We start from the raw sequence: 26622 nt of genomic DNA, 5'->3' as shown, positions 1-26622 counted from the left end.
TCCTCCGGGATTAATTTGCGGCGGGAAATATACGGCGAATGATCAGGAACATCTCGCAGCCAAGGCAGAAACCGAAGGCGGCGTTGAGAAAGGCGGCGAAGAGAGCCGCGGCGGTGGCGCCGAGGGCCAGCGGCGTGATCTGCGTGACGTAGCCGACCAGACCCACCAGGGCGAAGACCAGACCCACTCCCTGCGCGAAGCGCGGGGGGGTCGCGTCCTCCAACTCCGGCGGAGGGCTTTTCACGATCCCTTTGAAAATCATCCCGTACGGCGAGGCACCGAGGAGGCCGAGCGCGAACACCACGGTCTGGGCTCCCAGCAACCAGACGCTGCCCGTCACGAGGACGAGAGCGAGGACGACGGTCGTCAGAGCCGCGGAGAAGCGAAGGGCACGGGGATCAACCTGCATCGCTCGATGCTCCTGAAGGGGTGTACAGATCGGTGCGGCATGGGACCGCTTGAGATCGCCCTTTAGGAAGCGCGACAGAGCGCGGTGGCGACGCGGCAGAAATCTACCGCGCGCCGCTTAGTCAGCAGCTCTGTCGAGGGGTTCATGCCGAAGACACTACCTCGACGCTCCATCGTCTGTCACATCCCTGCCCACAATGTGAGACAAATTTGCCCAATGAATGATATTTGCCTGTTCATTCGCCGACGGCGAGGCCGAGCGCCCCGATCACGTCGGCCTTACGTGGCTGCCCGGAGGCACGTTTCACAACACGTCCTGACGCGTCAAGGATCAGTACGGTCGGGGTTCGCAGGACGTTCAGCGAACGGACGAGATCGAGGCGGGACTCGGCGTCGATCTCCACGTGCGCCACCCCGGCCACCATCGCCGTCACCTCGGACAACACCCTGCGGGTCGCCCGGCAGGGCTGGCAGAAGGCGCTGGAGAACTGCACCAGCGTCGCCCGCTCTCCCAGGGGGACTCCGAGATCACCGGACGTCAGCCGCTCCACGTCGCCCCCAACCTCACGCGGCACGCCGTCGCGCCGCCGTACGATCACGCCGACCAGCGTGGCCAGGGCCAGCGTGACGAGTACCACTGCCAATCCGGTCACGGAGCACGACAACACGCGCCCGCGACCGGCCATTCCCCGCGGCCGGCCCGAACCCGGGCCGGAGCGGCGAAATCCGGTCAGGGAACGGCCACGCCGACCAGCACGCGGCCCTGCGCCGTGGTGACCTCGACCCTGGTGACGGTCCCGAACGGGATCGTGGTGCTTCCCTGGAAGGGGCCGGAGCGGTCGTAGGCGGCCTTGTTGACCACCCAGTTGGCCGCCGTCTGCCGCCGGCCGTCCGCGCCGACCACGTCGAGTCTGCACGGGGTGCCCTTGGCGATCCCGGAGACGACGACCTTGACGGTCGTGGTGCCCTCCCCCTCGGCCATGCTCACCGTGACGTGGACGGGGCCGTTGTCCCCCTTGACCGTCCGGCGCCTCTCCGGGACGTCCGAGAAGATCCGGGCGTCCTGGGAGTTCTCGTTCGAGGGGGCCTCCGAGGGGACGGTGACGTACCCCTGCCCCCTGTCGTCCTTCATCGCCTTGGACAGCTGCCCGCTCTCACCGCCCGCCGAGGCCGAGACCGCCGCGGGCAGCGCCTCCGAGGAGGCACCGTCCTGAGCCGGGCGCATGGCCGACCACATGGTCCCGCCCAGGCCGACGACCAGCACGGAGGCCGCCAGCGAAAGCAGCACCCTGCTCAGCCTGCGCCGTCTGACCCGCGCGCTCAGCAGCCGGTCGAGTACGGCGTGCGGCGGGCTGACCGCCTGCGCCGCGTCCTCCTGGGACACCTTCTCCAGGAAGGCCGCGACCCCCGTCAGCTCCTCGAACTCCGCGCGGCAGCCCTCACACTCGGCCAGGTGCGCCTCGACGAGCACGCACTCCTCCGGTTCGAGCGCCCCGAGCACGTACACCCCGAGCGACATCCGCACGTCGTCACAGGTCATCATCATGGCGCGAGCCCCCGCTCCTCCAGCGCCAGCTTGAGCGCCCGAAGCGCGTAATACGTGCGCGACTTCACCGTTCCGGCGGGGATACCGAGCGCCTCGGCGGCTTCCTTTACCGACTTCCCCTGGTAGTAGACCTCGGCGAGCACCTCGCGGTGCTCCGGCCTCAACGTGGCCAGCGCCTCGGCGACCGCCCACGACTCGACGGCCCGTTCGAGCTCGTCGTCGGCGGGCACGACGGCCAGCGCCTCGTCTCCCATCTCCGGCGGACGCGCCTTGCGCGCCCGGTGCTGGTCGACGACGAGGTTGCGGGCCACCGTGAACAGCCACGCGCGGATGGGCTTCCCGCTGAGCGCGTCAGGATGCCGCCACGCCCGCAGCAGCGTCTCCTGCACGACATCCTCCGCTCTCCCCGGGTCACCCGTCAGCCGCAGAACGTAACCGTAGAGTGGGCCGCCATGCTCGTCGAAGAGCGCTCTGACGAGCTGCTCGTCGGCGGTTCCGGCTTGGCTCACACCCTCACGACGTACGGCGCGGCGCTTCGGTTCAGTCATACGTCGCCCACCCGGGAGAGCGCGTCCTCAGCCGTGCAGGGGAACGTCGGTCGCCTCACCGGAGACCCGTATCCCCTGGGGCACGACGCGCACGCCAGTGATCTTCACGCCGAACGGCAGGTTCTTGACCGGGATGCGGTAGTCGATGAACCGCTCCGGGTTGGGCACCGGGATGCCGCCGCCGACCGTGACCTTCTCCGGGGTGAACCGGATCTCCCCCGCGGAGACGCCGATCTTCAGGTCGGCCTTGACCGGGACCTTCTGGCCGAGCACCGTGACCTCCCCGTTGACCGTCAGGGTGTCGCCGTCGACCGCGACCTTGATCCCGCGCGGCGCCCTCTGGTTCAGAACCTGCAGCGGGACCTCCACGGTCCCCTCGACCCGTCCGGCGCGGATGTCGGCCCGCTCCGAGTTGAACAGCAGGTCCGACAGCGGGGCGGTGACGTCGTGGAGGGTGAAGTCGACGCTGGACAGGCGCAGCCCGTTCAGGACCATCGGGCCCGCCGCGACCTCGACCTCGTCGTAGCGCCCGGCGACCGCCTGCGTGAGGAACGGGATGCCGAGGATGCTCACCTCCGGCGATCTGTCCAGGTCGTATCTCGCGGTCGCCTGCCGGGCGATCTCCCGCTGCGCCCCGGCCACGGCCACCCGGTCCAGGATCGCGAACAGAACGAGCAGCAAAACCAGGAAAGCGACCAGCCTGCGCATCTGACTCCCCGTTCGGTGCCTCGACCCGGTGTCTCGACTCAGGGCCTCTCAGTGCCTCGGTTCAGTGCCCCGGTCCGGCCAGAGTGCCATCGCAGCACATCCCCCGGCAATTCTTCGCAAAACACCTCACCAACCGCCGGATCCGATCACCCACCGGCGAACGGCGGCAGCACCTCGACCGTCACACCGTCGGCGAGGACGACCGTCTCGTGCGCCCGCCTGCCGACGGGATGGCCGTCGACCAGGAAGGACGACCGCCCGACCACCCTGGCCAGCTCCGCGCGTCCCCGGGTGACCTCCGCGAGCAGTTCGGCCAGCGTCCCCGCCTCGAAGGGCTCCTCCGCGACCCCCGAGGCCTCCTTCGCCGCCGCCCAGTAGCGAATCGTTCCTCTCGCCATGGTCCGACCAACCCCTCCCATACACACTGGGTCATCATCCTGTTACCGTGAATCCACGAGGTGAACCGTGTTCATCAGCTGGACACTCCATGGACGCCTCAGCCACGTCGGCTATCCTCACCTACACGGGACCTGGGCGACGTAGCCCCCGGGTCCTTACGTGTTTGTACGGCCAGCAGCCGGCACGACGCGGGAAGGAGGCACCGTGAGCAATCTCCTGCTGCTCACCAACGCCCTTGAGCCCTCCTCAGAGGTGCTCCCGGCGCTGGGACTGCTCCTGCACTCGGTGCGGGTCGCCCCCGCGGAGGCCTCGGCGCTGATCGACATCCCGCCCGCCGACGCCGTACTCGTCGACGCGCGCCGTGAGCTGGCCCACGCCAAGGGACTGTGCAGGCTGCTGCGGACCACGGGCATCACCTGCCCGTTGCTCGTCATCGTCACCGAGGGCGGCCTGGCCGCCATGACCGCCGAGTGGGGCGTCGACGACGTCCTGCTGGACGGCGCGGGCCCCGCCGAGGTCGAGGCCCGGCTGCGGATGGCCGTCGGCAGGCTCGACCTGTCCGCCGCCGAGGAGGTCCCCGACGAGATCCGCAGCGGTGACCTGGCGATCGACGAGGCCACCTACACCGCGCGGCTGCGCGGCCGGGCGCTGGACCTGACGTTCAAGGAGTTCGAGCTGCTGAAGTACCTCGCGCAGCACCCCGGCCGGGTCTTCACCCGCGCCCAGCTGCTGCAGGAGGTCTGGGGCTACGACTACTTCGGCGGCACCAGGACCGTCGACGTGCACGTCAGGAGGCTGCGCGCCAAGCTCGGCGCCGAGTACGAGTCGCTGATCGGCACCGTGCGCAACGTCGGCTACCGTTTCGTCCCCGAGCGCGGCGGCGAGTCCGCCGACGAGCGCGAGCCCGCCCACCACTGACGGGCGCCACGCGGGACCACGACGGATCCCGCGCGACGCCCCGGGCCGTCAGGGAACAACGGTGATGTGGGTGGGAGCCGGGGGTGTGATCGTCGGGTTCGCCGCGAAGTAGGCGGCGAAGGAGTCGATGTCGAGCGGTCCGCTCCACACGTCCGTGCCCTTGGTGAACTCCGCGAAGGCATCACCACCGCCGACGAGGAAGTTGTTGACGGCGACCCGGATGCTCTGGGTGTCCGTCACGGCCACGCCGTCGATCTTGAGGTCGGAGACCTTCGAGCCCCACGCGGCACCCGTGCTGTAGGTGTAGGTGAGGTTCGAGGACGGCTGCAGGATCTTGGTGAACGGCTGCGCGTTGGGGCCGCCGGGGAACTGCTGCTCCAGGACGGTCTTCAGCTGGGCACCGGTGAGGGTGATCACCTGCACGAGGTTGTTGAACGGCTGCACCGTGAACGCCTCGCCGTAGGTCACCACGCCGTCGCCCTCCCCTGCCGGGGAACCCGTGTAGGTGAGGCTCGCCCGTACGCCGCCCGGGTTCATCAGGGCGATCCGCGCGTCGCCCCCGCTCCTGGACGCGGCGAGCTGGCCGTCGGCGATGAGGTTGCCCAGGGACGACTCTCCCGAGAGGGCCGCGGCGTTGGTGACGTCGGCGGTGATCCTGCCGATCGGCTTGTTGGCCACCGGCGCGACGCGCTCCTTCCAGGTCTGCACGAACGCGGCGATCTCCGGGTCCGGGGCGACCGTACGGGTCACCACCTGGTTGTCGGCCACGACCGAGGAGCGCACCACGTCACGGGTACGGACGTCCACCCGGAAGTCGACCTTGGTGATCACCCGGCCGAAGGAGCCGCCCTGGCTGAACAGGCGGGTGCCGCCCGCCGGGTCGGTCACCTGGCACAGGTAGGCCTGGTGGGAGTGGCCGCTGAGGATCATGTCGATCTCGGGGTCGACCTGGGTGGCGATCCTGGTGCCCGCGCCCGGCTGTGCGCTGCAGGCGTCCGGGGACCTGCCGGGGGTGACCTGGTCTCCCTCGTGCACCAGCACGACCTGGGCCCTGACGCCGACCAGCTTCAGCAGCTTCGAGGCGACGTTGGCGGCCTTGACCTCGTCGACGAACCGCAGGTCCTTGATGCCCTCGGAGGTGACGATGCCCGGGGTGGACTGGGTCACCAGGCCGATGAAGCCGACCGGCACGCCGTTGACCCAGCGGACGGCCACCGGCGGCAGGGCCGGGATGCCGTACCCCTCCAGCAGGTCGCGCAGGGACCCGCTGTCCTTCCCGCCGAGCGCGGCCAGCGCCTCCCGTTCCGCTCCGCCGCCCGGGTTCTTAAGGAGCACGTTGGCGCCCAGGTAGCTGTAGCGCGCGCCCTTCCAGGGTCCGGCGGGCGAGCAGCCGTCCGTCGGGTGGCAGCCGCCGTACATGACGCGCCGCAGTTCGGAGTAGCCCTCGTCGAACTCGTGGTTGCCCACGGCGGAGGCGGTGACGCCGATCTTGCCGAGGAACTCGACGGACGGCTCGTCGTGGTAGGCGGCCGACAGCAGCGGGCTGGCCCCGATCAGGTCTCCCTGGGCGACCTTCAGGGTGTTCCCGTCGGTCAGCTGCTTGAGGTGGGTGGCCACGTAGGCGGCGCCGCCGGCCTCGACGGTCGCTCCGGTCTCGTCGACCATGCGGCCCGAGGAGCCGGTCGGCGGTTCGAGGTTGCCGTGGAAGTCGTTGAGGGAGAGCAGGCGGACGGGGACGGTCGTGGAAGCCTTGTGCGCGTTGTGCGCGCTTCCCTGGGTCGCCGCGGTCGCCGGGCCCATCGCGAGCATGAGGCCCGCTCCGGCGAGAGCCCCGGCCATGGCCAGGCGCTGGAAGGTACGAGACGTCATGAACCACGACATTAAAGTGGCGATCTATGCAAGGAATGTCCTAGAGGTAACGATTAACCGCCCCTAATGGTGGCGGCTTTTGCCACTCCCCGACCACCGGTTGAAATGCCACTGCGCATAAAGTCCAGAACATGAACGTGCGCGTGGAACACAGGGAACGACTCGCCGATTCTCAGGTGGCCGCCGTCCTGGCGATGGCCGAGGCCGCGACGGAGGCGGACGGCGTGGGACCGCTCAACGAACAGGCGCTGCTGCAGCTGCGCCACGGCGGTGAGAGGACGCGTTCCGTGCTGCTGTACGCCGGGGACGACCTGGCCGGTTACGCGCACGTGGACCTGACCGACTCGACCGCCCCGGGTGGGGAGCTCGTCGTCCACCCCGCCTTCCGGCGACGAGGTCACGGGCGTCGCCTGCTGCTGGCCGTACTGGAGGAGACGGGAGGGCGCCTGCGCGTGTGGGCGCACGGGGGGCATCCCGGGGCCGAGGCGCTGGCCGCCGTCGCGGGCTTCACCAGGGTCAGGTCGCTGTGGCGGATGCGCCGCCCGCTGACCGTCGAACTCCCCGCCTTCGAACTCCCCGAAGGCGTACGGCTGCGCGCCTTCGAACCCGGCTCCACCGACGAGGAGGCCTGGGTCGCGCTCAACGCCAGGGCCTTCGCCGACCACCCCGAGCAGGGCGCCTGGACCCTGGAGGACCTCAGGCTGCGCGAGCGGGAGCCGTGGTTCGACCCGGCGGGCTTCTTCCTCGCCGAACGGCGCGACCCCGCGGAGGGTACGGCACGCCTGGCGGGGTTCCACTGGACCAAGGTGCACGACGGCCCCGAGCCGATCGGCGAGGTCTACGTGGTGGGCGTCGACCCCGCCGAACAGGGCGGCGGCCTGGGCAGGGCGCTCACCCTGGCGGGCCTGGCGCACCTGCGCTCCCTGGGGCTGGCCCAGGTGATGCTGTACGTCGACGAGAGCAACACCGCGGCGGTCCGCCTCTACGAGAGGCTGGGCTTCACCCGCTGGGATGTGGACGTCATGTACCAGCGTCTCTGACGGGGTCGCGGGGCGCCGAAGGGCGCCCCGCGCCTACTCCACCATCCAGTGCAGCGCGTAGTAGGACAGCGCCGCGACCAGTGCCGCCGCCGGGATCGTGAGAACCCAGGCGGTCACGATGTTGCCCGCCACCCCCCAGCGCACGGCCGACAGGCGCTTGGTCGCGCCCACGCCCATGATCGCGCTGGTGATCGTGTGGGTGGTCGAGACGGGAGCACCGAAGCCCAGAGCCGCGACGTAGAGCACCGCGGCCGCCGCCGACTCGGCGGCGAACCCCTGCGGCGGGGTGAGGGCGATGATCCGGCGGCCGAGCGTCCGCATGATCCGCCAGCCACCGGCGTAGGTGCCCAGCGAGATGGCCGTCGCGGCCGAGAGGATGACCCACTGCGGGATCGGGTCCCCGTCGTGCTGGAACCCGCCGACCACCAGGGCCAGGAAGATCACACCCATGGTCTTCTGCGCGTCCTGCAGGCCGTGACCGAGGGCCATGGCCGCGGCAGAGAGCGTCTGGGCGTGCCGGAAGCCCCGGTTCGTCTTGGCGGGCTGGGAGCGCCGGAAACCCCATAGGATGGCGATCATGATGATCGCCGCGAGGAAGAACCCGAGCACCGGCGACAGGATCATCGGAATGACGACCTTGTCCACGACGCCGTCCCAGTGGACGACACTCGACGAGGCGATCGCCGAGCCGACCAGGCCCCCGATGAGGGCGTGGCTGCTCGACGAGGGAAGACCGAAGTACCACGTGATGAGGTTCCAGGCGATCGCGCCGATCAGGCCGGAACCCACGATCACCAGACCGTGGGTGCCCTTCGGGGCGTCGATGATGCCCTTGCCGACGGTCGCCGCCACCTGTGTGCCGAGATGGGCGCCCAGGAAGTTCATCGCGGCGGCCATGAAGAGGGCCGCCCTCGGCGTCAGCGCACGCGTCGAGACCGAGGTCGCGATCGCGTTCGCCGCGTCGTGGAAACCGTTGGTGTAGTCGAACGCCAACGCCACGACCACCACGCCGATGACGAGTGCGAGCGTGAGGTCCACTTAGCTTTCCTTGACCGCGATCGACTCGATCGTGTTGGCCACGTGCTCGAAGGCGTCGGCGGCCATCTCAAGCTGATCGATGACCTCCTTCATCTTCAGGACGGTCAACGCGTCGTACTCGCCGCCGAAGAGTTTGGCGAGCAGGCGGCGGTAGACCTGGTCTCCCTGGTTCTCCAGCCGGTTGATCTCGATCCAGTACTCGTTCAGGTTTCGCATCGAACGCAACCGGGGCATGGCTTCCGCCGTGAGCTCCGCGGCACGTTCCAGGACCTCGACCTGACGGACGACCTCCTTGGGGAGGTGGTCGATCTGGTAGAGGACGATGAGGTCGGCCGCGGCCTCCATGTAGTCCATCACGTCGTCGAGGTTCGAGGCGAGGCGGTAGATGTCCTCACGGTCGAAGGGAGTGATGAAGCTCTCGTTGAGCCGGTTCATGATCGCGTGAGTACGCTCGTCACCGGCGTGCTCACAAGCGCGCATTTTCTCGGCCAGGGCTTCCCTGTCCGACCCGTCGCTGATGATCTCTACCAGCAGTCGGGACGCTGTGACGAGGTTGTTCGCCGAGTCGGCGAACAAGTCGTAGTAGCTGTCCTCACTAGGCGTGAGACGCAGGCGCACGTCGTTCTCCAGATGTGCGGGGATGGTCCGCAGAGAAGGGTACGGGTTACCAGCGGAAATGCGAACTTCACCCGCTAGACGCCTACTCTTCCAGCTGTCGCTACCCGGCGTATACCTGGCAACACGCGGGTTGAGTGAGCCTTGGGTGCATCTTTCCGATGACCGTTATGCTGGTTTTGACCCATATTACGTGGAAACTGGTCATCTATGGAGCCGCCCGAGGAGACGGTGATCGGTGCGTTACCGCCCCGACGCCCCAGGTGTCGGCCTTGTAGCCGTCAGGTGATTTCCATCACCCCTGAGATGGGGGCCGTCCTCGGACGACGGTTCGCCCTTGAACGGGGGGCTCACCTTCAGACGCCTTCGGGCGGGCCCGTCTTCAGACGGGGGTTCACCTTCGGATGCCTTCAAGCGGGCCCGTCTTCAGACGAGGGCTCACCTTCGGGCGAGAAGTCGCCTTCAGACGGGGCTCCGTCTTCGGGCAGGAGGTTCGTCTTCAGACGGGCGTTCGGTGGAAGTTCAAATACGAACGGCTTGGCGTCGGCCCCCGCTGCCCCTGGTAGCGCGAGCCGTACTTCTCCGAGCCGTAGGGGTGCTCGGCCGGCGAGCTGAGCCGGAACATGCACAGCTGGCCGATCTTCATGCCGGGCCAGAGCTTGATCGGCAACGTGGCGACATTGGAGAGCTCAAGCGTGACATGCCCGCTGAACCCGGGGTCGATGAACCCCGCGGTCGAGTGGGTGAGCAGCCCCAGCCTGCCCAGCGAGCTCTTGCCCTCAAGGCGGGAGGCGATGTCGTCCGGCAGGGTGACGACCTCGTAGGTGCTCGCCAGCACGAACTCCCCCGGATGGAGGATGAAGGGCTCGTCCCCTTCGGGCTCGACCATCCGCGTCAGGTCGGGCTGCTCGACCGCCGGGTCGATGTGCGGATACTTGTGGTTCTCGAAGACCCTGAAGTAACGGTCCAGCCGTACGTCGATGCTCGACGGCTGGACCATCTCCGGCTGGAAGGGGTCAAGCCTGACCCTGCCGGAGTCGATCTCGGTGAGGATGTCACGATCGGAAAGCAGCACGTGAGGCAACCTACCAACCACATGCCCACCGAAAGCAGGCCCACAGGTGAGCGGACACCCTGAAGTTTCCGCTACAGTAGGGGACGCGGTTCGCCGCTTGCGGGTGTAGTTCAATGGCAGAACATCAGCTTCCCAAGCTGACAGCGCGGGTTCGATTCCCGTCACCCGCTCCACTTATGAAGGCCCAGGTCACGGATATTCTCCGGACCCGGGCCTTGTTTGTTTCCTGAGACGTTTCTCACTCGCGTGCCAGTTCCGTGCCAGATCAGTTGATCTTGCCCTCGGCGAGAGGCTCGTCTTCTCCGGAGCTGAGCCCTTCCTGCTCTCTGGGCCTGAGCCCCTCCTTGGCGATCTCCCCGAGAACGTCGGCGATGGCCCGGTCCCTGTCCTTGGCCGCGTGCAGGTAGACCATGGCCGCCTTGGTGCTGGAGTGCCCCATCCGCGCCATCAACTCCTTGAGCGAGGTCCCGTCATCGACGCCAGCGTGTTGCCCGCGTGCCGCAGGTCGCGAATGTGAACCTTCGGAATCCCGGCCTCCGTGAAGGCCTTGGCCCAGACCTTCGTGAAGTTGCTCCGCCGGAGCTGGGCACCCTTCTCCCCCACGAAGACCAGGCCGTCAGGTGCCGGCTCGCTGAACCGCTGGAGGTGCCAGGTCAGGTCACCGATGATGATCTCCGGCAGAATGACCACCCGAGCGCCCGCGTCCGACTTCGGACGACCGGTGACCAACTCCCCCGTCTTCATCTCCGCCACCGACGCCTCGATCCTGACCGTCCGCGCGCCGAGGTCGAGATGACAACCCTTCACCGGCAGCAATCACAGGCGGCGCAATATAAAGAGCGCTGCGGGACAGGGGTAACGCTCCCCGGACCCCTCCAAGACCAGGGGACCCCGTCCCGCCGCGCCGTTCTACCGGGCCTGACCGCTGAGCAACGCCTTCCAGACGTCGTCGCCCTTGCGGATCGGCCACCGGTAGGTCTCGTGCACCATCCGGGCACCGTTGAAATGGTGCGTCCGGCGAACGAACGCCTGCCCACCGGCATGGCACAGCTCGTACACCACCGCGCCGCAGTCGCAGTTCCACGCGATCACCCGCAGCCGCTCGGCCTGACACGGCTTGCGCCACACCAGCCTCATGTGGTCCGGAAGCGGCCGGGCCGGGTGCGGGCTCAGACACCCGCCCTTCGGCGTCACAGCGGGACCCCGCTGCTCGACGCGGCTTCGGCGGACGCGGTCAGACGGCGAAGCTCGGCATACCGGGCCGCCACCCGCTGCGCCGTACCCGCCAGGTCCTCAACCCGCCCGTAGGCGTCCCAGCCTGGCCCGTTCCGCACCACCCGGCCGATGACGTCGCGACCGGAACGCCACCGGAAGGTCCGGCCGTCGGTCCACACCACCAGCCCCGACCAGACCGACACCAGGGCCAGGCAGTGCCCGGCGTGCACGTCACAGGCGATCCCCAGCCCGGCCAGCTCCCGCCGCAGCCCCTGAGCCGCCTCCATCGCACCGACCACCGGCCCCGGCGCGGCGACAGGGCGGTCATGGCGGCCCATCACGCCGCCTCACTCGCCGACAGGCAGTCCGGGCACGCGACCCGGACCAGCGTCACGGCCTGCCCGTCCAACAGCAGCGCCATCTCAGCACGGGTACGGCGAACCCACCGCCAGCCCCGCCCGCGACAGGCCGGGCACCTCTCCTCCGCCGCCCTCGTCGGCGCATCCTCGCCAGTCATAGGTCAAGGGTCTTCACCTGCACCGATGTCTCCCATCCCGGCGCAGAATCCTTCAGGCGGATGGTCTGTATCCCTTGACGGGATAACCACTCGGCGGCAACCGTTGAATACCCGAAAGTCGAGCTTTCAAGGAGATATTCCATATGCCCGTAGATGCGACTGAACCAGTCGTTATCCTGCCGGAAGTATGGCAACGTCCCGAAATCCTGGAAAGTCTCCGAAGTCGGAACATTGGGCAGCTTTTCCGGCTCATCCGTCAGCACACCGGAGCCAGCCAGACCCGCATCGGCATCGCGGTCAACCTCAGCCAGGGCAAGATCAGCGAGATCATGAAAGGGACCGTGCAGGTCACCTCGTTCGAGGTGATCGAACGCATCGCTGACGGTCTGAACATGCCCGACCCCGCCCGCATGGCCCTCGGCCTGGCCCCCAAAGGCCCGGTCTTGACGCCAGGTGCCGCGCCATCCGGCCAGGTCCCGCTGCCGGAACCAGACGTGCCGACGAAGTACCTCACCACCTTGACCGGCACCTCCAGCCGCCCCGTCATCTCCGGCCTGCGGCACGTTCTCACCGGCCACATCCAGGCCGAGGCCATCATGGGGCCACCTCTGCTCGTCAACGCGGTCACCAGCCAGATTCCCTTGATCGGGCACGTCTGCCGGGTGACGCGAGGCGCCGACCGTGCCGAAGCGCTCAATTTCGCCAGCGAACTGCTGGAATTCTGCGGCTGGCTCCACCAGGACCTCGGCGATTTCCCCCAGGCCACGATGTGGACCAACAAAGCCCTGGACTACGCGATGGAGCTGGGAGACCAGCGCGTTATCTCCTACGTCCTCATGCGCAAAAGCGCCATCGCCATCGAGTCCGGCGACCACGGCCACGGTCTCGGCCTGGCCAACGCCGCCCTGACCACCCCCGAGGCCCTCACCTCTCGTCTGCGGGCCGTCATCCTGCGCACCCGGGCCATCGCCAACGCCCACCTGGGCGAAGCCACCGACTCCGCCCGCGACTCGGAGACCGCCCTCATCGAGGCCACCGCAGGACTGAGCCAGACCGAACCCGACCGCGCGCCATACTGCACGCCCGCCTACATCGCCATGGAGACCGGAGCCACCCGGCTCCTGCTCGGCCAGGCCACCACCGCGATCCCGATCTTCGAGGCCAGCCGCTCCCAGTGGACACCCGCCAGCCAGGCCCGCGATCACGCCCTGTTCCTGACCCGCATGGCCACCGCCTACGCCATGGCAGGCGACCGCGACCAAGCCCGCGCCGTCACCGAGGAGGCCATCCCGCGGATCCAGGCGTTGCGCTCCAGCCGGGTGGCCGGCCAGCTCGCCACACTACGGATTCAGCTGTCCCGGTGGTCGACGGACCGGCCCGTGGCAGACTTGCTCACCAGACTCGACCTCCTCGCCGAGTCCTTCTTCCTGCCCGCACCCCGGCCACCAGAAGGAGAACGGTGATTCACGCGCTGCCCACCGCGACCACCACCGAGGAACGCCACCGCAACGCCCCCATCGCCGTCCTGCCCGTCGGCAGCTTCGAACAACACGGCGACCACCTGCCTCTCAGCACCGACACGATCGTCGCCACCCTCATCTGCCGAAAGATCGCCGACTCCTACCCCGTCCTGCTGCTGCCCCCGATCACGATCTCCTGCTCTCATGAGCACAGCGCCTGGCCCGGCACCGTCAGCATCTCCGCCCGAACCCTGCACGCCGTCATCACCGACGTCTACGACTCCGTCACCCGCACCGGCCCGCGGGCTCTGGTGGTGGTCAACGCCCACGGCGGCAACTACGTGCTGAGCAACGTCGTCCAGGAGGCCAACGCCGAAGGCCGCGTGATGGCGCTGTTCCCCACCCGGGAGGACTGGCAGGAAGCACGGGCCGCCGCTGAGCTGGTCAGCTCCATGCACGAGGACATGCACGCCGGGGAAATCGAAACCTCGATCCTGCTGCACGCCTGCCCCGAGGTCATCCGTCCTGGCTATGAAGATGCCGATCACATCGCTGACGACCGCCGCCATCTGCTGACCGAGGGTATGCGTGCCTACACCGAAACCGGGGTCATCGGGCGCCCATCCCTGGCCACCGCCGAAAAAGGCAAGGCTGTTCTCGACTCCCTGACCGGCAGCTTCGCCGACGTGGTAGCCCTGCTGGCCAAGCTCTGAGCACTGGGCGCGGAGCGATCGCGATCATGTAGCGCGGGCACTGCCGAATTGTTCTTATGAGTATCAAGAGGCGGCGCTCCGCGCCCGCCACGCGGCCCGAGCTTGCAGGCCGCTCGCGAGAACGGTTTCCTACTTCTAAGACGAATCGCCAGAACCCGCTTCGCGGGAAGTCTTGAATTTCTCCGGCTCTCCGTCCCATACAACCAATACCTCAACGATCGCTGGGCACCCTTAGGGTTCCTTTGATTGGTCTTGAAGCTGCTCGCGCAATCCTTCAAAAAGCCGTTCGAATCTCTGCACCGTAACAGGCTCAATTACGACCTTGTCTTTGCGTGCATATAGCTCCATCAATGCTCCATGGAACTCTTTCTTGGAAACTTTACTAGAAGGATCTTTGTCAGTTAAAATGCTAGCCACAATTGCCATTTTGTCGGTTGAGGTAAATAGATCCTCCATCTCTTGAACTTTCTCATCCCCACAGATATTGGGAAGCATAATGCACCGATCGGTGATCAAAGGCCCAAACTCGCGTTCATAGCGATCACGCTGCTTTTTGCCTTCTGCATCGCCATCCAGCAAAACGATGAAGCTCTTGCCCCACCCGATATGCAATCTAATTAGTGGATCCAGAGACCCAGCCCCTCCGCCCGGAACTATCTTTATCCCCGATTTGATGCCTATAACTTCATCCATATAGCGAAGGACAAAGAAATCGGATTTGCCCTCTACTAGAGCTACCTCAGGAGTTGGTTCGAGTACGGACGGTTGATGGTTCAGAAGATCTAGAACCGGTTGTACGTAAGAAGTCTTTGTCGGATTCTCGTTCACAAATTGCCGATACCTCATTGCGGAAATTGACGTACCACTACCGGTCCTTAGTGACATATAGCTAATAAAGTCCGATGAGGCTAGCGAGCTATTGTTGACTACATAGGATGAATCAAGCCAGCGGATATTAATCAGGTGATGGCTGTGCGTGGTGTAGACAAGATTCCAAGCACCGATAAGCTTTTCGAAACTTTTGAGAAGTTCGGCTTGTGCGCTCGAATGCAAGTTTGACGCGGGCTCATCCAGAAGAATTAGCGGCTTCGACTCCGAGCTTGACTCCTTCTGAAATGAAGTCATGAGCAGAAACATGAAGAACCAGCGAAAACCTAGGCTTCTTTCGGATAGATCGTAGTACCCATCTGGTCCTTTGATTTTCATCTCAAAGAACGCCATATTTTCCGAGTCAACATCTACGTCGATCTGCACTTCTTGAGCCATCGGCACTCGGCCGAAAATCCTGTTCCAGCCATCAAAAATCGTTGCGGTAACTAGGCGACTCATATCGAGAAGAAGCGCACCCAAGATTCGACTATCGTGTCTGCTATGCGACTGGAGACGCCCTATGACATGAGCCTCAAGAGTTGCACCGTACCCCAGTCGCTCTATAACGTTTTCAAAAGTTTGTCGATAGTATCGATTCCTATCCAAATTCTTTTCGCGAGACGGTGAATTTTCCTTTTGGTTTATCTGAGAGGTGACGTGCAACGTCTGATGACTAAATGGATTATTGGTTTTTGCTGCCGGCACCTCCGAGAGGTCAAATCGCTCAGGAAGCTCAAATAGAAAGTCAGGAAAATACCAGATCCTCGGCAGTTTTTCCTTTAGGTATGAAACTAGACCTTGCCAGACTTCCGTTCTTGCACCAAAAGAGCGGGGGTTCCGCTGCCGACCCTGCGTTCCGGTTATACGCAGGTCCCAAAGCTTCTGGTTCTTTTTAGGCGTATAGCGAGAATTCTCGAACGCATACTTTTCGTCTATTGTTAAAGACGAAGGTGTCCTGTTTAGCTTGAGATCATATTCTTGGGCCGCATAAGCGCGCAAGTCCCGCTGGTCTTTGTAGTCAAGGGAGATGGTCGCCCTGATGGTGATGTAGTCATTGAAATTCGCACGCCGGGAAATCGGTATCCAACCCTCGGGATTCCGTAGCGACGCCATCCCGGGGTTAATCGCCTCAAGACTTTCGGCACCATAGGAAAAACTGAATATTGCTTCAAGTATTGTTGTTTTCCCGCTTTCGTTCAACCCGATAAGAGTGGTCGCCCCTTCGTTTAAGGGGAGCACGAGATGTTGAATGCCTTTGAAATTTTTGAATTCAAATTTCGTATATCGCATTATTTGCTCTGTCGTCCCAAGTCTAAGGGTGATTCCACCTCCGGACAGGATAGAAGGCCTGCGAGAGGAGGTGGTTCGTAGAACCTAGCAGTATCGGCCACCACGGGCGATCCGCAGAAAAAGGGAGTAACTTCATAAAAGCATCTAAAGAGGGTGCACTCTTGTCCGTAAATAGTTTTCGGCCTACAGAATCCTGGAATTATGGTTATCCCATTTACATTAGGAGGTTAGTATCGAAAGGGGTTGGCATCAACGTCATCGTCTCCTGCGGGCCTACGGGGGCCACCCAGCTCGTGGAGATCTTTTGTGATGTCGACGCCTCCTTCCGGGGGTAGGTGCTCTTGCTGGGCATAGGTGTGTTCTACATGTGTGGGATATACGCAGGATGATCTCCATCGTGTAGGCGTGACGATGGCATTTTTCTCTGGTCGGAGGCTCTACCATCGTTCGGAACACAGCCCTCTTGAAAACCGCTATCGAAGGGGTACCGCTCTTACGATCGCCTTGCGGTGGTTGATCGCCATACAGAGTTGGGGGCGATCGACGGTCCGGGACTTCGTTCCTCAGCCCCGACCCACCGAGCAGCCGGGCACAGCGCCGCAACAAGGAGCGCGGTCAGCACCTTGATCGCGTGCCAGATCCGTGCCAGAACAGGCGGGGAGCCCCGGTCATCCACGGGGACTCACGGGGAACCGCACCCCGTCTACCTGCACCCCTGTTTTCCCAGCTCAGCCCACCAATGCCAGCAGCCGATTCCCAAGCTGACAGCGCGGGTTCGATTCCCGTCACCCGCTCCACTCATAAAGGCCCGGGTCAGGGATGGATTTCCGATCTGGGCCTTCGTTGTTTCCTGAGACGTTGGTTGCGTCCGGCGGCGCCCCGGGCCGTAACCGCACCGCGCGCTCGCCGTACCCAACGCACTCTCCGACTCCAGCGGCACGCCGCCGCCCGCACCTCAAGCCCAGGCAAGACACCTCAGCGGCAGACCAGCGTTATCGACCCCGCGCCCGTTGTACCGCAGGCCCGAGGCCCATCCGAGCAGGAACTCCGTCATGCTCTCGTAGACCGACCCCAGCTCCAGATCAAGGCGGTAGAGCACGAGCACCGGCCATTCCTCCGGCTCGCCCACGGTCAGCCACCCGAACGTCTCACCGTCGATCGTGCTGCCCCAGGCGACGAAGCCACCGGGCTCCGGCCACATCGCCAGCGGGTAATCCTCGGGCGAGTCATCACGCAAGTCACGGTACTCCTCCCCCCCACAAGGCCAGATCCCACTCGCCTTCCTTGGGCGGTTCTCTGGGGTCGTAGATCCCCATCCACCGGGCGAACTCGCAACGGCCATAGCGCTCGATGAAGGCCATGTAGTCGGCGGGAAACCTGACCCCTGTGTCAGCGGTCAACTCTTCCCAGCTCCCGGTGCCGAAGACCGGCTCAGCGGGCGGGGGAACCAGAGCGATAAGACGGTCAAGCGCACTCTGATCGTCACTCATGACCCGACTGTAGTGATGCGCTGTGACGATCAGCCTCCGGCGGGGGCACTCAGCTCCGGGATGATCGCCAGAACGGACCGGAAGACCGTAGGTGGCTGGGGTGGGCCTGATCGTCCCGTCCGCGCGGGGTTCTCCGGCCGTGCCCGTTGCGTGCCCGTCAGGAGGGTGATCAAGGGGGAACCACGGTCACTCATCCCGCTCCCCCACAGGTCAGCCTTTTCCCAGCTCAGCGGTCAGGCGCGATAGAGACCTCCCAAGCTGACAACGCCGTTTCCGTCTCCCGTTGGGTTCCACTAAGGTGGCAACCTTCGGACGGTGTGACCTTCCGGAGTCTTTGAAGGCGAACGCCCGCGATGAACTTTGACCAGACATCCGCACGATTCCGTCTCGACGTCGCGTTGAATCGTATGGTCGTCACCTTCCGCGGCATGACTGCCCGCCGCAACGAGCACAACTGCGAGTGCCACTGGGGCAGCGCGGAGGAACTCGCACGGTTGAAGGAGCCGGACACGGAGCTGGACCTTGATCTCCTGCATCGCACTTGGCAGGCCGCCGATTGGGACGATCACGCGTCGGTGCTGCGCCGCATTCTGCCTCAGTTGTCGAGAGCCCTCGTCGGCGGCCTCGTCGAGCCTCTCTTCGGCATGGAGGAGGTCGGGCGTTCATTCGCTCGTGGAGAGTGGCAGCAGTGGCCGGCCGATCAGACAGCAGCGGTGCGGGAATTTCTGAACGCCTGGTGGGCCCACACTCTCATCGACTCGGATCCCGCCGTGCCCGCCCACCAAGTCCTCGCCCTGTGTGCCGAGGCCTCCGCCGCAATCAGCCCATGGCTGCACGCCTGGGAGGCGCAGACGTGCGCCATGGCCGACCGTCACCTAATCGAAGCGGTGGCGTACTGGGAGTACGACCTGCTGGGAGACCAACTCCCATGGCAGAGCTGGAACAACGAGGAAGAGATGCGTACCGAGTTGACAGCCTGGCTGATCCGTCACGCCCCTGCCCGGCTCCGGGCCGCGAACGCTCCCGTGGAGTTGCTCCACCGGATACGACTGCTCGGACTTACCGACCTCGCCCGCTGGACGGATCCTCACTGGCCTGACGACCGCTACTGAATCAGCACCCACCACAGACCGGCCCCCTCCTGGCCGTCATACAGAGAAAGATCGGGAACATACACGGAATGACCTCGCCGCAGTCGAAGAAGATTTAGTGATCACATGCGGGTCAACGCGCCTTTGACTCATGAAGGGCCATCCACTTTTAATCCGCAGCATCGTGATTCGAAGGACATCGCATTCAAGGGGCCTTGCCTCAAAGGGCTCTCATAATCGTGCGCCCGACAAGCAAGGATGCGCGGGTTGCAGCTCACCCTGCACCAGCTCGTTCCAGGAAGACCGAGGAGTCGTTGGTCCAGGTAAGTAGACGTGCTAGTGGGCCAGGGTGCACATCACATACCGAGGTCAGCCAACGAGACCCGCGACAGAGTAAACGAATTAATATCTACACATGCAGCACAAGAAAAATCAAGTGCAGAATTTTGAATACAGGATGGGTGACGTGCGGGAAAAGGCGGTTAAGGCGGCCGGGCGGGGAAGTCTAATTACTTTCCTATCTCTGCTCGTCGTCGTAGTCGTTGCCGCTTCTGGACCGTTGCCTGCTTGGGTGCTAGTGGCTCGTCTCCGAACGTTGCTGGGCATTTGATCTGACGGGGTGAGCCCGGCAGCCTGGTCCCGGCGTCGTTCTGGGAGGTGGTCGTGGCGCGTAAGCCCGAGGTGTTCGTCCGTGCGTTGACGATGGAGGAGGGACGGCGCCTGCAAAGGAGCACCCACTCGGCCAAGGATCCGGTGAAATTGCGGCGGGCGATCGTGGTGCTGATGTCCGCGCAAGGGCAATCCGCTTCCGCTATCAAGGCATTGATGCAGGTCAGCGACGACTACGTGCGCCAGGTGGTGCACACGTTCAACGAGCGGGGTTTGATGCCCTGGACCCAAAATGGAGCGGGGGCCGTCCACGGAGGATCAGTGAGTGGGTGCGCGAGCGCATCTGCCTGATCGCCCGGACGACCCCCGCCGAGTGGGGCATCACCGCCTTCTCCACCTAGAGCTCGCCGCTCACCTGGTCGAGGTACGGCTGGTGACCTCGATCAGCCGCCAGCACCTGGCGCGGATCCTCAAGGCCGGCAAGGTGTCATGGCAGAGCACCACGACGTGGAAGAGCAGCAACGATGCGGACTTCGTCGCCAAGATGCAGCGTGTCCTGGCCCTCTACAATGCCCCGCCCAAGGACGGGCGGGTGATCTGCGTGGATGAGTTCGGCCCCTTGAATCTGCAGCCCCGCAAGGGCAAGGCCTGGCGGCCGGGCAAGGATCCCCGCCGCCTGCGGGCCACCTACAACCGCTACGGCGGGGTCATGCACCTGCTCCGCGCCCTGGACCTGGCCACCGGGAAGCTCTACTACCGGATCCGTAAGCGCAAGCGCTGGCGGGAGTTCCTGTCGTTCTGCACGTCCCTGCGCGAGCGCTGGCCCGGCGGCACCCTCTATCTGATCGTGGACAACTACTCGCCCGCACAAGCATCCCCAGGTCAAAGCCTGGGCCGCCGCCAACGACGCCGAGCTGGTGTTTCTGCCGACCTACAGTACGACCGCGGCGTGGTCTTCCGCCTGTACCTGCTAACCCTCACCGGCACAAATGAGAGCCTTCGGCAGTTTCGCCGCGTCATGCCGCGTGTTAGACCCGCCGCTCGGAATCGCTTCAAAAGGCTACGGTGATAAATCACAGACTCGCCGGGGCCCCGGGGGAGGCTTCATTTCGCGCCTGCGAAGGTCACGCGGATGGAGTAGAGATCTCCGGCCGAGTTGGTGATGAACAGGTTGTTTCGCTTGGTTCCGCCAAAGGTCAGGTTGCTGGCTGCCTCGGGCAGCGGCAGCTTGCCGATCAACGTGCCGTCCGGGTCGTAACAGTGCAGCCCGTCGAGGGCCGCGGCCCAGATCCGGCCGTAGCAGTCGAGCCGTATGCCGTCGAACCATGCCTCCGCGAACACCCGGCCACCCTTCAGACTGTCGCCGGTGACGTCGAACACCCGCAGGTGCCGCTTGCGGGTGTCGACGACGTAGAGCTGTGACTCGTCGAGGGAGAAGGCCAGGCCGTTGGGGCGGACGAAGTCGTCGGCGACGACGGTCAGTTCCCCGGTGTCGGGGTCGAGACGATAGAGGTGGTCCGCGCCGATCTCGCTCTCGGCAGGTGTGCCCTCGTAGTAGCCGGTGATTCCATACCGGGGATCGGTGAACCAGATGGAGCCGTCCGACTTGACCACGATGTCGTTGGGGCTGTTGAGCTTCTTGCCCCGGTAGTTGTCGGCCAGGACGGTGATGGCGCCGTTGTGCTCGGTCCGTGTGACCCGGCGGGCGCCCTGCTCGCAGGTGATCAGCCGCCCTTCACGACCGACGGTGTTGCCGTTGGCGTTGCCTGACGGCTGGCGGAAGACCCCGACCGCGCCGGTGGTCTCGTCCCAGCGCAGCAGGCGGTCATTGGGGATGTCGCTCCACAGCAGGTAGCGGCCGGCCGGGAAGTAGGCAGGTCCTTCGGTCTTCCTGCTTCCGCCGTGGAGCACCTCGACATGAGTGTCTCCGTCGTAACCCGCGAACCGCTCGTCGAGCGTCAGGAATTCCGCCTTGAATCGACTCGTCATCAAATTTCCTTCAGGCATAGCGTACTATTGCTGAACAGTATCAAGCTATAGCGAGAACGGGGTGAACATGGATCAAAACGATCATGTGCTGATCGCACAGTTGCAGCGAGACGCGACACAGTCCTACGCCGCACTGGGGCAGAGTGTCGGCCTGTCCGCGGGCGCCGTTCACGAGCGAGTGCGGAAGTTGCGCGAGCGGGGAGCGATCCGCGCCACGACCGTGGATGTGGATCCAAAAGCCCTGGGCCTGGAGGTTCTGTCCTACGTCATGGTCAACTCGAACGCCTGGATGGGCGATACGGCAGCGGCCTTCGCCGCCCTGCCTGAAGTACAAGAAGCGCACGTCATCGCCGGTGCCGCCTCGGTTTTGCTTAAGGTCCGTACCCCGACAACTGAGCAGTTGCAGGACGTACTCCGGCGGATCTACGACATTCCCGGCGTCTCCAGTACGCAGGCGATCGTCGTACTGGAGACATTTTTCGAGCGTCCGATTACGATCGGCTGATCGCCAAACAGAAGGTAGGGCTGGGACCGGATTGGCGGGCCATTGGTAGGGGTGAGGGGGCAACCGCGGTTACTCATGACCTACCCTCCACCCAGCTCGGCGCCCCAACGACTCATGATCGACGCAGTTCCCAAACTGACAGCGCGGGCTCGACTCCCGTCACCCGCTCCACTTCTCCACCGAGCCTGACCAGGCGATCCCTTGATCACCGGCCAGGCTTTTGATCTTTATGGGCTCACCATGGGGCTCACGCCCGCCGAACGATCTTCTGAATTTCCTTTGGCATGCCCTATGACCAGCTGAAACTGGCCCCATGGCACGCATAGAGACCCGCGTCCGCAAGGACAGGAAAACCAAGACCTACCGAGTTCACTGGCGACTTGCCGGCCCCAGAACCGGCGCCTGGAAATCGGAGTCCTTCGACCAGAAGGCAGCCGCCCTCACTTCAAACTGGCTGTGGAAGCATGCGGGCACCACTGGCCCGAGAACTGGATCCGCGGCTTCGGCTGGGCACCCCCACCCGAGGAACAGCCCGTCAAAGCCGACCCCGTACTCTTCGCCGAATACGCCCAGCGGTTCGTGGCGAATCTGTCCGGCATAGAAGAACGCACCCGCCACGACTACGAGCGCGACCTCAAGAACCGCATCGCGCCGACCTTCGGCGGCCTGGACCTGCGCGACGAAAGCCCGGCCTTCGACCGGACGACCGTGTCCGCCTGGGTGAACGACCTCCACCGCGGCATCCCCGACCCGGGCAACCCCCGCGCATGGCTGCGACGGCCGCTGACGCCCAAGACGATCCAGAACCTGCACGGCCTGCTGTACGCCATCCTGCAGGGAGCGGTCGAGGCCACCCCGCCCATCCGCGTCTCCAACCCCGCCGCCCGCACCCGCCTGCCCCGGCTGGACGACGGCGAGGGCGACGACGAGATGATTTTTCTCACCGAGCAGGAGTTCGCCCTGCTGCGCGCCTGCGCCAAACCGGATGTCCGCGACATGCTCACCGTCTTCGCCGGAAGAAGTGGGACCGTACTTGCTCAGCCGACTCCAGGAGGCCTCCATCCTCACCTCCAGTGGCTGTAGGCGAGCGAGGCGCCCTCGGCGGAGAGCGCCCGGAACGCCTCTCGATCGATACCGGTGACGTGGTCGTTGACCAGGGTGATGTTGCGCGTCGGAACTCCAGCTTCGGGTCCGAATCCTCCGTTGGGAACGCCTTCGACAGTGGTGGCCGCTGGGCTGGGGAGTGTGTCCACCAAGATGATCGGCTCCTCGACTCCTTCGTCTCGCAGGAGGAGCGCGGTGTGAACCGGCGCCCACGATGATGATCGGTGCGCCGGTCATCACTGGTCCTCCGGCAGTTCGACGGTGATGTCGTGTGCAGGAGCGGGGAGCTGGCAGCTGAGCCGGCTCGTTGTGCGCCGTTCCGCCTTGGTGCAGGTGAGCATCTCATCCTCGTCGGCGCTCATCGGCGGGAAAACGTCGACGTCGGACGCCCCGACGTAGACGTGACAGGTAGCGCACATCATGTTTCCGCCGCACTCGCCGATGATGCCGTCGACGTCGCCGTCGATTGCGGCTTGCATCAGTCGGGTGCCGGGGGGAACGTCGATGGTGGTTTCCCCATCCGGCCCGCGGTAAGTCACCAAAGGCAAGGTGAGTTCCTTTCTGAGCGTGGTGTTTCAGACCGCGGCGACGGTGGCGTCGTGGGTGCGCGTGTGTCCGAGTCCGTCGATGGTCGCTTCGACGATGTAGCCGTCGGTGAGGTAGCTGGGCGGGTCCAGCTGGAAGCCGCGCCCCGGGGGCGTGCCGGTCAGCTGGATGTCCCCCGGCCGCGGTGCGATCGATGCGCTGACCGAGGAGATGAGTCCGGTGACATCGGCCACCATGCCGACAGTGGTGCTGTCCTGTCGAAGCTCGCCGTTGGCCCGGAGCCGAAGGCGGGCATCGCTCGGGTCGAACTCGTCCGGAGTGACGAGCCGGGGACCCGTAGGGCAGAACGTGGCGGAGCTCTTGGAGCGAGCGATCTGGAAGAGCAGGGGGTGCTCGCGGCAAGCCGACGTGCCTGCGTATTCGCACCTGAGCGCCTGCTCACCACGACTCTTCGCCTTCTCCCTGCGGGCGCGACCAGGTGCGCATCAGCGACCCTGCGGAGCGACGGTGAGCCGGGTGATGGTCGGGAAGATCAGGTCCGGGAACCGGGGCGGGTTCTCCTCCAGCACCTCAAGGTTCGGGAGGCGCTTCGGAAGCTCGCGCAGGAGAATGTCGCCTTCGAGCCGGGAGAGCGGTGCTCCGATGCAGTAGTGGCTGCCGGCCGTGAACGAGAGGTGGCGGTTGTCGGGGCGTGAAAGGTCGAAGACGTCAGGGTTGTCGAAGCGGCGCGGGTCACGGTTCGCCGCGGCCAGGCCGAGCAGCAGGTGCGACCCCTGCGGGATAGGCGTGCCGTCGAGCTCCAGTCCTTCGCCGGCGTAACGCCAGAGAAAGTGGATAGGCGTGTCGAACCGCAGGTTCTCCTCCCAGGCCGCAGCGGCCAGGGTCGGGTCACCGGCAAGGAGCCGGTACTGGTCGGGGAAGCGGGCGGTGGAGTTGACCACGTTGGTCATCGCCACCATCGTCGTGTGGTAACTGGCGATGAAGAAGCCGACCAGGGTGACCACGAGCTCGTTTCGAGAGAGGCGGTCTCCGGCCGCTTCCGCGTTGATGAGAGCGCCTACGGCGTCGTCGTCGCCGACCTTGCCGCGAAGCGTGTCGACGATGTCGCCGATGTAGTCGAAGTAGAACTGTGCGACCTCATCGGCCTCGGCGAGTTGCTCCGGGGTGAGGTCGCTTTGGCTGAAGATGGCGTTCAGGGCCGGCACCCGCTGCAGGACGGTTCCCGCGTCTTCCATGGGAGCGTGCAGCAGCCGACAGGCGATCCGCGCTGGGACCTTCATCGCGAAGTCGTGTACGAAGTCGACCTCGCCGCCGTGCTGGGAAAGCTCGTCGAGGCCGGCGATGATGAGCTCCTCCACCCAGGATCGCATTCGGGTCACAGCCCGCGGTTGGAACGCCGGAGCCACGAGCTTGCGCAGGCGGGTGTGTGCGGGGGCGTCGGTGGACGGCATCGACAGCCGGTAGAACTCGGATGCGGGGCCCTCGCCGATGTGTGCCGGGTGCTCTCCGGGGCGTGGCTGCACGGTGTTCGTCGGGAACTTGAGCGTCTTCTCGACCTCGGCGAAGCCGGTCACCAGCCAGGAGTCCTGCCCGTTCGCGACAGTGCGCATGACCGGTGAGATGTCTCGGATGGTCCGATAGGCCGCGTAGCGGTCTGCGGCGAAGGCGGGGTCCGCAGGGTCGAGGTGAACGAGATCGGATGTGTTGGTCACGGGTGCACCCTCTTCTGTGCAGGCTCTTCGACAGGGCTTGTGATGGGAACCAGGCGGAAGCCGGGGCGACGGCCTATGTCGGTCGCTCCTCGTGGGCCCTCATGACACCTCCGCCCCCTGCTTCCCGGGAACCGCGAAGCGATGACAAAGGGGCGCGCCACAGAGCGCCGGTCAGTGACCACTCCGCTGCCGGTTCCCCGCCTCCGCCTGGCTCCTGCCGTGCACTACAAGCAGGAAGATCACAGAGTGGTCGCCACTGTTCTTCGCCGGGATCGACTGGGCGTCCACCGAGCACGCCGTATGTGTACTCGACCGGGACGGTCGCAAGGCCGCCGCGTTCACCATCGTCCGCACCGCCGCCTCGGCGGCCTCGCTGACCGAGAAGCGGCTGGTCGGGTTCTGCGCCAGGCAAGGCTAATCCGGTGAGAGGCTCGCCGCGATACTGCTCTGGCGCTGCGGGTAGAACGGCGCATCCTACGATCCGGCCTTGCGCAGCGGTGCCCGTCAGGGAGCTGGACAGCAGGTCGCAGCCTGACTTTGGTTTTGAGATCGGCACAAGGGGTGTCATGACGCATTCCTCTGACAGCCGTGGTGAGTCGACCGGGAGTGCCTCCAGTTTCATCGAAAGCAGACGTGGGGCACGTCACAATTCATGGGTGCGACCGCAGGTTCCTGGTCATTGATTTGCGGTTTCCACGACGGCCTGGGAGGCGAGCCGTAGAAGAAAACGACAGGAAATGCAGCGCGGCGGCCGACGTCGGCTGACCGCTGCGACGAGCCAACGAAGTCCGCAATGTCCTGCTGAAGCTTAGCGAACCAGCTGGCCCAGAGCGGCTTGCCACGAAGCCAGGCATCCATGGCCGACTCGTCGTTGATGTTCTGGATCTCGATGCGCAAGCCGCCCGAGTTGCGGAAGTAGGCAAAGCCGAGAATGTCCTCTGGGGTGCTCAACGATTTCCAGACAGTAAGGCGCATAACCTGACAGAGAGCCTGGAAGAGATAGGTACGTGACGCGACGTCGCAGGCAGTTTTCGCCGAGTTCAAGGAGGAAGCCGTCCGCATGGTGCTGGACGGCCCCCGTACGGTCGTCTCATTGGCCCACGAGTTCGGCATGAACCCCACCACCCTCGGTAGCCGGGTCAACATGCGCAAAACCATCCATCCCGAGACCGAGCAGCCGCCGTCCGGGCCGGAACGCGCCCATATCCGCGCACCGGAACGCGAGAACGCCGAGCTGCGCGAGAAGCTGACGTTCCTGAAAAAGCAGCCGCCTTCCTCGCCGCCGAGACGCGATGACGCTCGCCACATACGAGCTGATCGACGCGCAGAAGGCCACCCACAGCATCG

35 protein-coding genes and 1 tRNA gene are annotated in these 26622 nt (G+C 65.1%); 10 read left to right on the top strand and 26 right to left on the bottom strand.

Translation table 11 applies throughout. The features are described 5' to 3' along the window. Positions 1 to 10: 10 nt before the first annotated feature. From ABT340_RS32105 to ABT340_RS32075, 7 genes are all read right to left on the bottom strand, one after another. Positions 11 to 409: a DUF4395 domain-containing protein gene (locus ABT340_RS32105; RefSeq protein ID WP_352014618.1), complete on the bottom strand. Its 399-nt coding sequence runs from the start codon at positions 407 to 409 to the stop codon at positions 11 to 13. Positions 410 to 471: 62 nt separating this feature from the next. After that, positions 472 to 555, bottom strand: a complete 84-nt coding sequence (locus ABT340_RS32100) for a putative leader peptide (RefSeq protein ID WP_352014750.1) — start codon at positions 553 to 555, stop codon at positions 472 to 474. An 89-nt stretch (positions 556 to 644) separates the two neighbouring features. Next, complete coding sequence (locus ABT340_RS32095; protein ID WP_386188482.1) at positions 645 to 1004, bottom strand: TlpA family protein disulfide reductase; 360 nt, start codon at positions 1002 to 1004, stop codon at positions 645 to 647. A 134-nt stretch (positions 1005 to 1138) separates the two neighbouring features. Next, positions 1139 to 1954, bottom strand: a complete 816-nt coding sequence (locus ABT340_RS32090; protein ID WP_352014617.1) for a zf-HC2 domain-containing protein — start codon at positions 1952 to 1954, stop codon at positions 1139 to 1141. After that, positions 1951 to 2502: a sigma-70 family RNA polymerase sigma factor gene (locus ABT340_RS32085; protein WP_184712468.1), complete on the bottom strand. Its 552-nt coding sequence runs from the start codon at positions 2500 to 2502 to the stop codon at positions 1951 to 1953. The genes ABT340_RS32090 and ABT340_RS32085 overlap by 4 nt, the downstream gene beginning before the upstream one ends. A gap of 27 nt (positions 2503 to 2529) precedes the next feature. Beyond that, positions 2530 to 3210, bottom strand: a complete 681-nt coding sequence (locus tag ABT340_RS32080; RefSeq protein ID WP_352014616.1) for an LmeA family phospholipid-binding protein — start codon at positions 3208 to 3210, stop codon at positions 2530 to 2532. Between the two features lie 146 nt (positions 3211 to 3356). Further along, complete coding sequence (locus ABT340_RS32075) at positions 3357 to 3608, bottom strand: MoaD/ThiS family protein (protein ID WP_352014615.1); 252 nt, start codon at positions 3606 to 3608, stop codon at positions 3357 to 3359. A 205-nt stretch (positions 3609 to 3813) separates the two neighbouring features. On the opposite strand from ABT340_RS32075, the gene ABT340_RS32070 reads away from it, so the two are divergent. After that, positions 3814 to 4527 (top strand): winged helix-turn-helix transcriptional regulator, encoded by a 714-nt coding sequence (locus ABT340_RS32070; RefSeq protein ID WP_352014614.1) that lies wholly within the window; start codon positions 3814 to 3816, stop codon positions 4525 to 4527. A gap of 48 nt (positions 4528 to 4575) precedes the next feature. Here ABT340_RS32070 and ABT340_RS32065 read toward each other — a convergent pair whose 3' ends face one another. Next, positions 4576 to 6396 (bottom strand): bifunctional metallophosphatase/5'-nucleotidase, encoded by a 1821-nt coding sequence (locus ABT340_RS32065; RefSeq protein WP_352014613.1) that lies wholly within the window; start codon positions 6394 to 6396, stop codon positions 4576 to 4578. A gap of 131 nt (positions 6397 to 6527) precedes the next feature. Between ABT340_RS32065 and mshD the strand changes: the two genes are divergently transcribed. After that, complete coding sequence (mshD, locus tag ABT340_RS32060; RefSeq protein ID WP_352014612.1) at positions 6528 to 7436, top strand: mycothiol synthase; 909 nt, start codon at positions 6528 to 6530, stop codon at positions 7434 to 7436. A 33-nt stretch (positions 7437 to 7469) separates the two neighbouring features. On the opposite strand, the gene ABT340_RS32055 is transcribed toward mshD, so the two are convergent. From ABT340_RS32055 to dcd, 3 genes are all read right to left on the bottom strand, one after another. After that, on the bottom strand, positions 7470 to 8474 hold the full coding sequence (locus ABT340_RS32055; protein ID WP_352014611.1) for an inorganic phosphate transporter: 1005 nt from the start codon (positions 8472 to 8474) through the stop codon (positions 7470 to 7472). Continuing rightward, positions 8475 to 9092, bottom strand: coding sequence for a DUF47 domain-containing protein (locus ABT340_RS32050; RefSeq protein ID WP_352014610.1), 618 nt, complete (start codon positions 9090 to 9092; stop codon positions 8475 to 8477). Positions 9093 to 9588: 496 nt separating this feature from the next. Then, positions 9589 to 10164, bottom strand: coding sequence for a dCTP deaminase (dcd, locus tag ABT340_RS32045; RefSeq protein ID WP_352014609.1), 576 nt, complete (start codon positions 10162 to 10164; stop codon positions 9589 to 9591). A gap of 99 nt (positions 10165 to 10263) precedes the next feature. Here dcd and ABT340_RS32040 point away from each other — a divergent pair. Then, positions 10264 to 10337 (top strand) — tRNA-Gly (locus ABT340_RS32040). Between the two features lie 92 nt (positions 10338 to 10429). Here ABT340_RS32040 and ABT340_RS32035 read toward each other — a convergent pair. The 5 genes from ABT340_RS32035 to ABT340_RS32015 form a co-directional block, all read right to left on the bottom strand. Then, complete coding sequence (locus ABT340_RS32035) at positions 10430 to 10603, bottom strand: hypothetical protein (RefSeq protein ID WP_352014608.1); 174 nt, start codon at positions 10601 to 10603, stop codon at positions 10430 to 10432. Between the two features lie 8 nt (positions 10604 to 10611). Then, a complete protein-coding gene (locus ABT340_RS32030; protein WP_352014607.1) occupies positions 10612 to 10971 on the bottom strand; it encodes a site-specific integrase in 360 nt (119 codons plus the stop codon). Positions 10972 to 11073: 102 nt separating this feature from the next. Then, complete coding sequence (locus ABT340_RS32025) at positions 11074 to 11292, bottom strand: hypothetical protein (RefSeq protein ID WP_352014606.1); 219 nt, start codon at positions 11290 to 11292, stop codon at positions 11074 to 11076. 62 nt (positions 11293 to 11354) lie between these two features. Then, complete coding sequence (locus ABT340_RS32020) at positions 11355 to 11717, bottom strand: hypothetical protein (protein ID WP_352014605.1); 363 nt, start codon at positions 11715 to 11717, stop codon at positions 11355 to 11357. Further along, positions 11717 to 11896, bottom strand: coding sequence for a hypothetical protein (locus ABT340_RS32015; protein ID WP_352014604.1), 180 nt, complete (start codon positions 11894 to 11896; stop codon positions 11717 to 11719). The genes ABT340_RS32020 and ABT340_RS32015 overlap by 1 nt, the downstream gene beginning before the upstream one ends. A gap of 143 nt (positions 11897 to 12039) precedes the next feature. Here ABT340_RS32015 and ABT340_RS32010 point away from each other — a divergent pair, with 143 nt between their 5' ends. Both ABT340_RS32010 and ABT340_RS32005 read left to right on the top strand, forming a co-directional pair. Then, complete coding sequence (locus ABT340_RS32010) at positions 12040 to 13359, top strand: helix-turn-helix domain-containing protein (RefSeq protein ID WP_352014603.1); 1320 nt, start codon at positions 12040 to 12042, stop codon at positions 13357 to 13359. Continuing rightward, positions 13356 to 14069, top strand: coding sequence for a creatininase family protein (locus tag ABT340_RS32005; RefSeq protein ID WP_352014602.1), 714 nt, complete (start codon positions 13356 to 13358; stop codon positions 14067 to 14069). Before ABT340_RS32010 ends, ABT340_RS32005 begins: the two co-directional genes overlap by 4 nt. Positions 14070 to 14300: 231 nt before the next feature. Here ABT340_RS32005 and ABT340_RS32000 read toward each other — a convergent pair whose 3' ends face one another. The 3 genes from ABT340_RS32000 to ABT340_RS31990 all read right to left on the bottom strand — a co-directional run bounded on the left by ABT340_RS32000 (position 14301) and on the right by ABT340_RS31990 (position 17719). Then, positions 14301 to 16229: an AAA family ATPase gene (locus tag ABT340_RS32000; protein WP_352014601.1), complete on the bottom strand. Its 1929-nt coding sequence runs from the start codon at positions 16227 to 16229 to the stop codon at positions 14301 to 14303. Between the two features lie 955 nt (positions 16230 to 17184). Further along, positions 17185 to 17466 carry a hypothetical protein gene (locus ABT340_RS31995; RefSeq protein WP_352014600.1) on the bottom strand — a complete coding sequence of 94 codons (282 nt, stop codon included), beginning with the start codon at positions 17464 to 17466 and terminating at the stop codon, positions 17185 to 17187. Position 17467: 1 nt separating this feature from the next. Beyond that, positions 17468 to 17719: a hypothetical protein gene (locus ABT340_RS31990; protein WP_352014599.1), complete on the bottom strand. Its 252-nt coding sequence runs from the start codon at positions 17717 to 17719 to the stop codon at positions 17468 to 17470. A 353-nt stretch (positions 17720 to 18072) separates the two neighbouring features. Here ABT340_RS31990 and ABT340_RS31985 point away from each other — a divergent pair, with 353 nt between their 5' ends. From ABT340_RS31985 to ABT340_RS31975, 3 genes are all read left to right on the top strand, one after another. Further along, entirely contained in the window at positions 18073 to 18831 is a 759-nt protein-coding gene (locus ABT340_RS31985; RefSeq protein WP_352014598.1) for a hypothetical protein, read from the top strand. Between the two features lie 642 nt (positions 18832 to 19473). Next, positions 19474 to 19770, top strand: a complete 297-nt coding sequence (locus tag ABT340_RS31980; RefSeq protein ID WP_352014597.1) for a helix-turn-helix domain-containing protein — start codon at positions 19474 to 19476, stop codon at positions 19768 to 19770. Positions 19771 to 19852: 82 nt separating this feature from the next. Further along, positions 19853 to 20488: a hypothetical protein gene (locus ABT340_RS31975; RefSeq protein WP_352014596.1), complete on the top strand. Its 636-nt coding sequence runs from the start codon at positions 19853 to 19855 to the stop codon at positions 20486 to 20488. 35 nt (positions 20489 to 20523) lie between these two features. Here the strand turns inward: ABT340_RS31975 and ABT340_RS31970 are convergent, their stop codons facing one another. Further along, entirely contained in the window at positions 20524 to 21408 is an 885-nt protein-coding gene (locus tag ABT340_RS31970) for an SMP-30/gluconolactonase/LRE family protein (protein WP_352014595.1), read from the bottom strand. A gap of 67 nt (positions 21409 to 21475) precedes the next feature. Between ABT340_RS31970 and ABT340_RS31965 the strand changes: the two genes are divergently transcribed. Together ABT340_RS31965 and ABT340_RS31960 are read left to right on the top strand one after the other, a co-directional pair. Continuing rightward, positions 21476 to 21913 carry an Lrp/AsnC family transcriptional regulator gene (locus ABT340_RS31965; protein ID WP_352014748.1) on the top strand — a complete coding sequence of 146 codons (438 nt, stop codon included), beginning with the start codon at positions 21476 to 21478 and terminating at the stop codon, positions 21911 to 21913. 456 nt (positions 21914 to 22369) lie between these two features. Beyond that, positions 22370 to 22996 carry a hypothetical protein gene (locus ABT340_RS31960; RefSeq protein WP_352014594.1) on the top strand — a complete coding sequence of 209 codons (627 nt, stop codon included), beginning with the start codon at positions 22370 to 22372 and terminating at the stop codon, positions 22994 to 22996. Here the strand turns inward: ABT340_RS31960 and ABT340_RS31955 are convergent. The 6 genes from ABT340_RS31955 to ABT340_RS31930 all read right to left on the bottom strand — a co-directional run bounded on the left by ABT340_RS31955 (position 22978) and on the right by ABT340_RS31930 (position 26620). Beyond that, positions 22978 to 23166: a hypothetical protein gene (locus ABT340_RS31955; RefSeq protein WP_352014593.1), complete on the bottom strand. Its 189-nt coding sequence runs from the start codon at positions 23164 to 23166 to the stop codon at positions 22978 to 22980. The two genes, ABT340_RS31960 and ABT340_RS31955, sit on opposite strands and share 19 nt — an antisense overlap. 87 nt (positions 23167 to 23253) lie before the next feature. Next, the gene (locus ABT340_RS31950) at positions 23254 to 23556 is read right to left on the bottom strand and encodes a 2Fe-2S iron-sulfur cluster-binding protein (protein ID WP_352014592.1); all 303 of its coding nucleotides are present in this window, start codon (positions 23554 to 23556) and stop codon (positions 23254 to 23256) included. 36 nt (positions 23557 to 23592) lie between these two features. Further along, on the bottom strand, positions 23593 to 23937 hold the full coding sequence (locus ABT340_RS31945; RefSeq protein WP_352014747.1) for a fumarylacetoacetate hydrolase family protein: 345 nt from the start codon (positions 23935 to 23937) through the stop codon (positions 23593 to 23595). Between the two features lie 111 nt (positions 23938 to 24048). Then, positions 24049 to 25137 (bottom strand): cytochrome P450, encoded by a 1089-nt coding sequence (locus tag ABT340_RS31940; RefSeq protein WP_352014591.1) that lies wholly within the window; start codon positions 25135 to 25137, stop codon positions 24049 to 24051. Positions 25138 to 25893: 756 nt separating this feature from the next. Then, complete coding sequence (locus ABT340_RS31935; RefSeq protein WP_352014590.1) at positions 25894 to 26226, bottom strand: hypothetical protein; 333 nt, start codon at positions 26224 to 26226, stop codon at positions 25894 to 25896. 139 nt (positions 26227 to 26365) lie between these two features. Further along, positions 26366 to 26620 carry a hypothetical protein gene (locus tag ABT340_RS31930; protein ID WP_352014589.1) on the bottom strand — a complete coding sequence of 85 codons (255 nt, stop codon included), beginning with the start codon at positions 26618 to 26620 and terminating at the stop codon, positions 26366 to 26368. Positions 26621 to 26622: the final 2 nt, after the last annotated feature.

The sequence above is a fragment of the Streptosporangium sp. NPDC000239 genome (genome assembly GCF_040300765.1).
GTDB lineage: Bacteria > Actinomycetota > Actinomycetes > Streptosporangiales > Streptosporangiaceae > Streptosporangium.
This window is presented reverse-complemented; position numbering and strand designations above follow the sequence as displayed.

Excerpts from the sequence above, each read along its gene's own strand:
- ABT340_RS31965 (WP_352014748.1), top strand. The coding sequence starts at position 21,476 with ATGGATCAAAACGATCATGTGCTGATCGCACAGTTGCAGCGAGACGCG.
- mshD (WP_352014612.1), top strand. The coding sequence starts at position 6,528 with ATGAACGTGCGCGTGGAACACAGGGAACGACTCGCCGATTCTCAGGTG.
- ABT340_RS32080 (WP_352014616.1), bottom strand. The coding sequence starts at position 3,210 with ATGCGCAGGCTGGTCGCTTTCCTGGTTTTGCTGCTCGTTCTGTTCGCG.
- ABT340_RS32100 (WP_352014750.1), bottom strand. The coding sequence starts at position 555 with ATGAACCCCTCGACAGAGCTGCTGACTAAGCGGCGCGCGGTAGATTTC.
- ABT340_RS32090 (WP_352014617.1), bottom strand. The coding sequence starts at position 1,954 with ATGATGATGACCTGTGACGACGTGCGGATGTCGCTCGGGGTGTACGTG.
- ABT340_RS32035 (WP_352014608.1), bottom strand. The coding sequence starts at position 10,603 with ATGGGGCACTCCAGCACCAAGGCGGCCATGGTCTACCTGCACGCGGCC.
- ABT340_RS31970 (WP_352014595.1), bottom strand. The coding sequence starts at position 21,408 with ATGACGAGTCGATTCAAGGCGGAATTCCTGACGCTCGACGAGCGGTTC.
- ABT340_RS32015 (WP_352014604.1), bottom strand. The coding sequence starts at position 11,896 with ATGACTGGCGAGGATGCGCCGACGAGGGCGGCGGAGGAGAGGTGCCCG.
- ABT340_RS31930 (WP_352014589.1), bottom strand. The coding sequence starts at position 26,620 with ATGCTGTGGGTGGCCTTCTGCGCGTCGATCAGCTCGTATGTGGCGAGC.
- ABT340_RS32065 (WP_352014613.1), bottom strand. The coding sequence starts at position 6,396 with ATGACGTCTCGTACCTTCCAGCGCCTGGCCATGGCCGGGGCTCTCGCC.
- ABT340_RS31985 (WP_352014598.1), top strand. The coding sequence starts at position 18,073 with ATGAACTTTGACCAGACATCCGCACGATTCCGTCTCGACGTCGCGTTG.
- ABT340_RS32000 (WP_352014601.1), bottom strand. The coding sequence starts at position 16,229 with ATGCGATATACGAAATTTGAATTCAAAAATTTCAAAGGCATTCAACAT.
- ABT340_RS32105 (WP_352014618.1), bottom strand. The coding sequence starts at position 409 with ATGCAGGTTGATCCCCGTGCCCTTCGCTTCTCCGCGGCTCTGACGACC.
- ABT340_RS32085 (WP_184712468.1), bottom strand. The coding sequence starts at position 2,502 with ATGACTGAACCGAAGCGCCGCGCCGTACGTCGTGAGGGTGTGAGCCAA.
- ABT340_RS32075 (WP_352014615.1), bottom strand. The coding sequence starts at position 3,608 with ATGGCGAGAGGAACGATTCGCTACTGGGCGGCGGCGAAGGAGGCCTCG.
- ABT340_RS32010 (WP_352014603.1), top strand. The coding sequence starts at position 12,040 with ATGCCCGTAGATGCGACTGAACCAGTCGTTATCCTGCCGGAAGTATGG.
- ABT340_RS31990 (WP_352014599.1), bottom strand. The coding sequence starts at position 17,719 with ATGAGTGACGATCAGAGTGCGCTTGACCGTCTTATCGCTCTGGTTCCC.
- ABT340_RS32020 (WP_352014605.1), bottom strand. The coding sequence starts at position 11,717 with ATGGGCCGCCATGACCGCCCTGTCGCCGCGCCGGGGCCGGTGGTCGGT.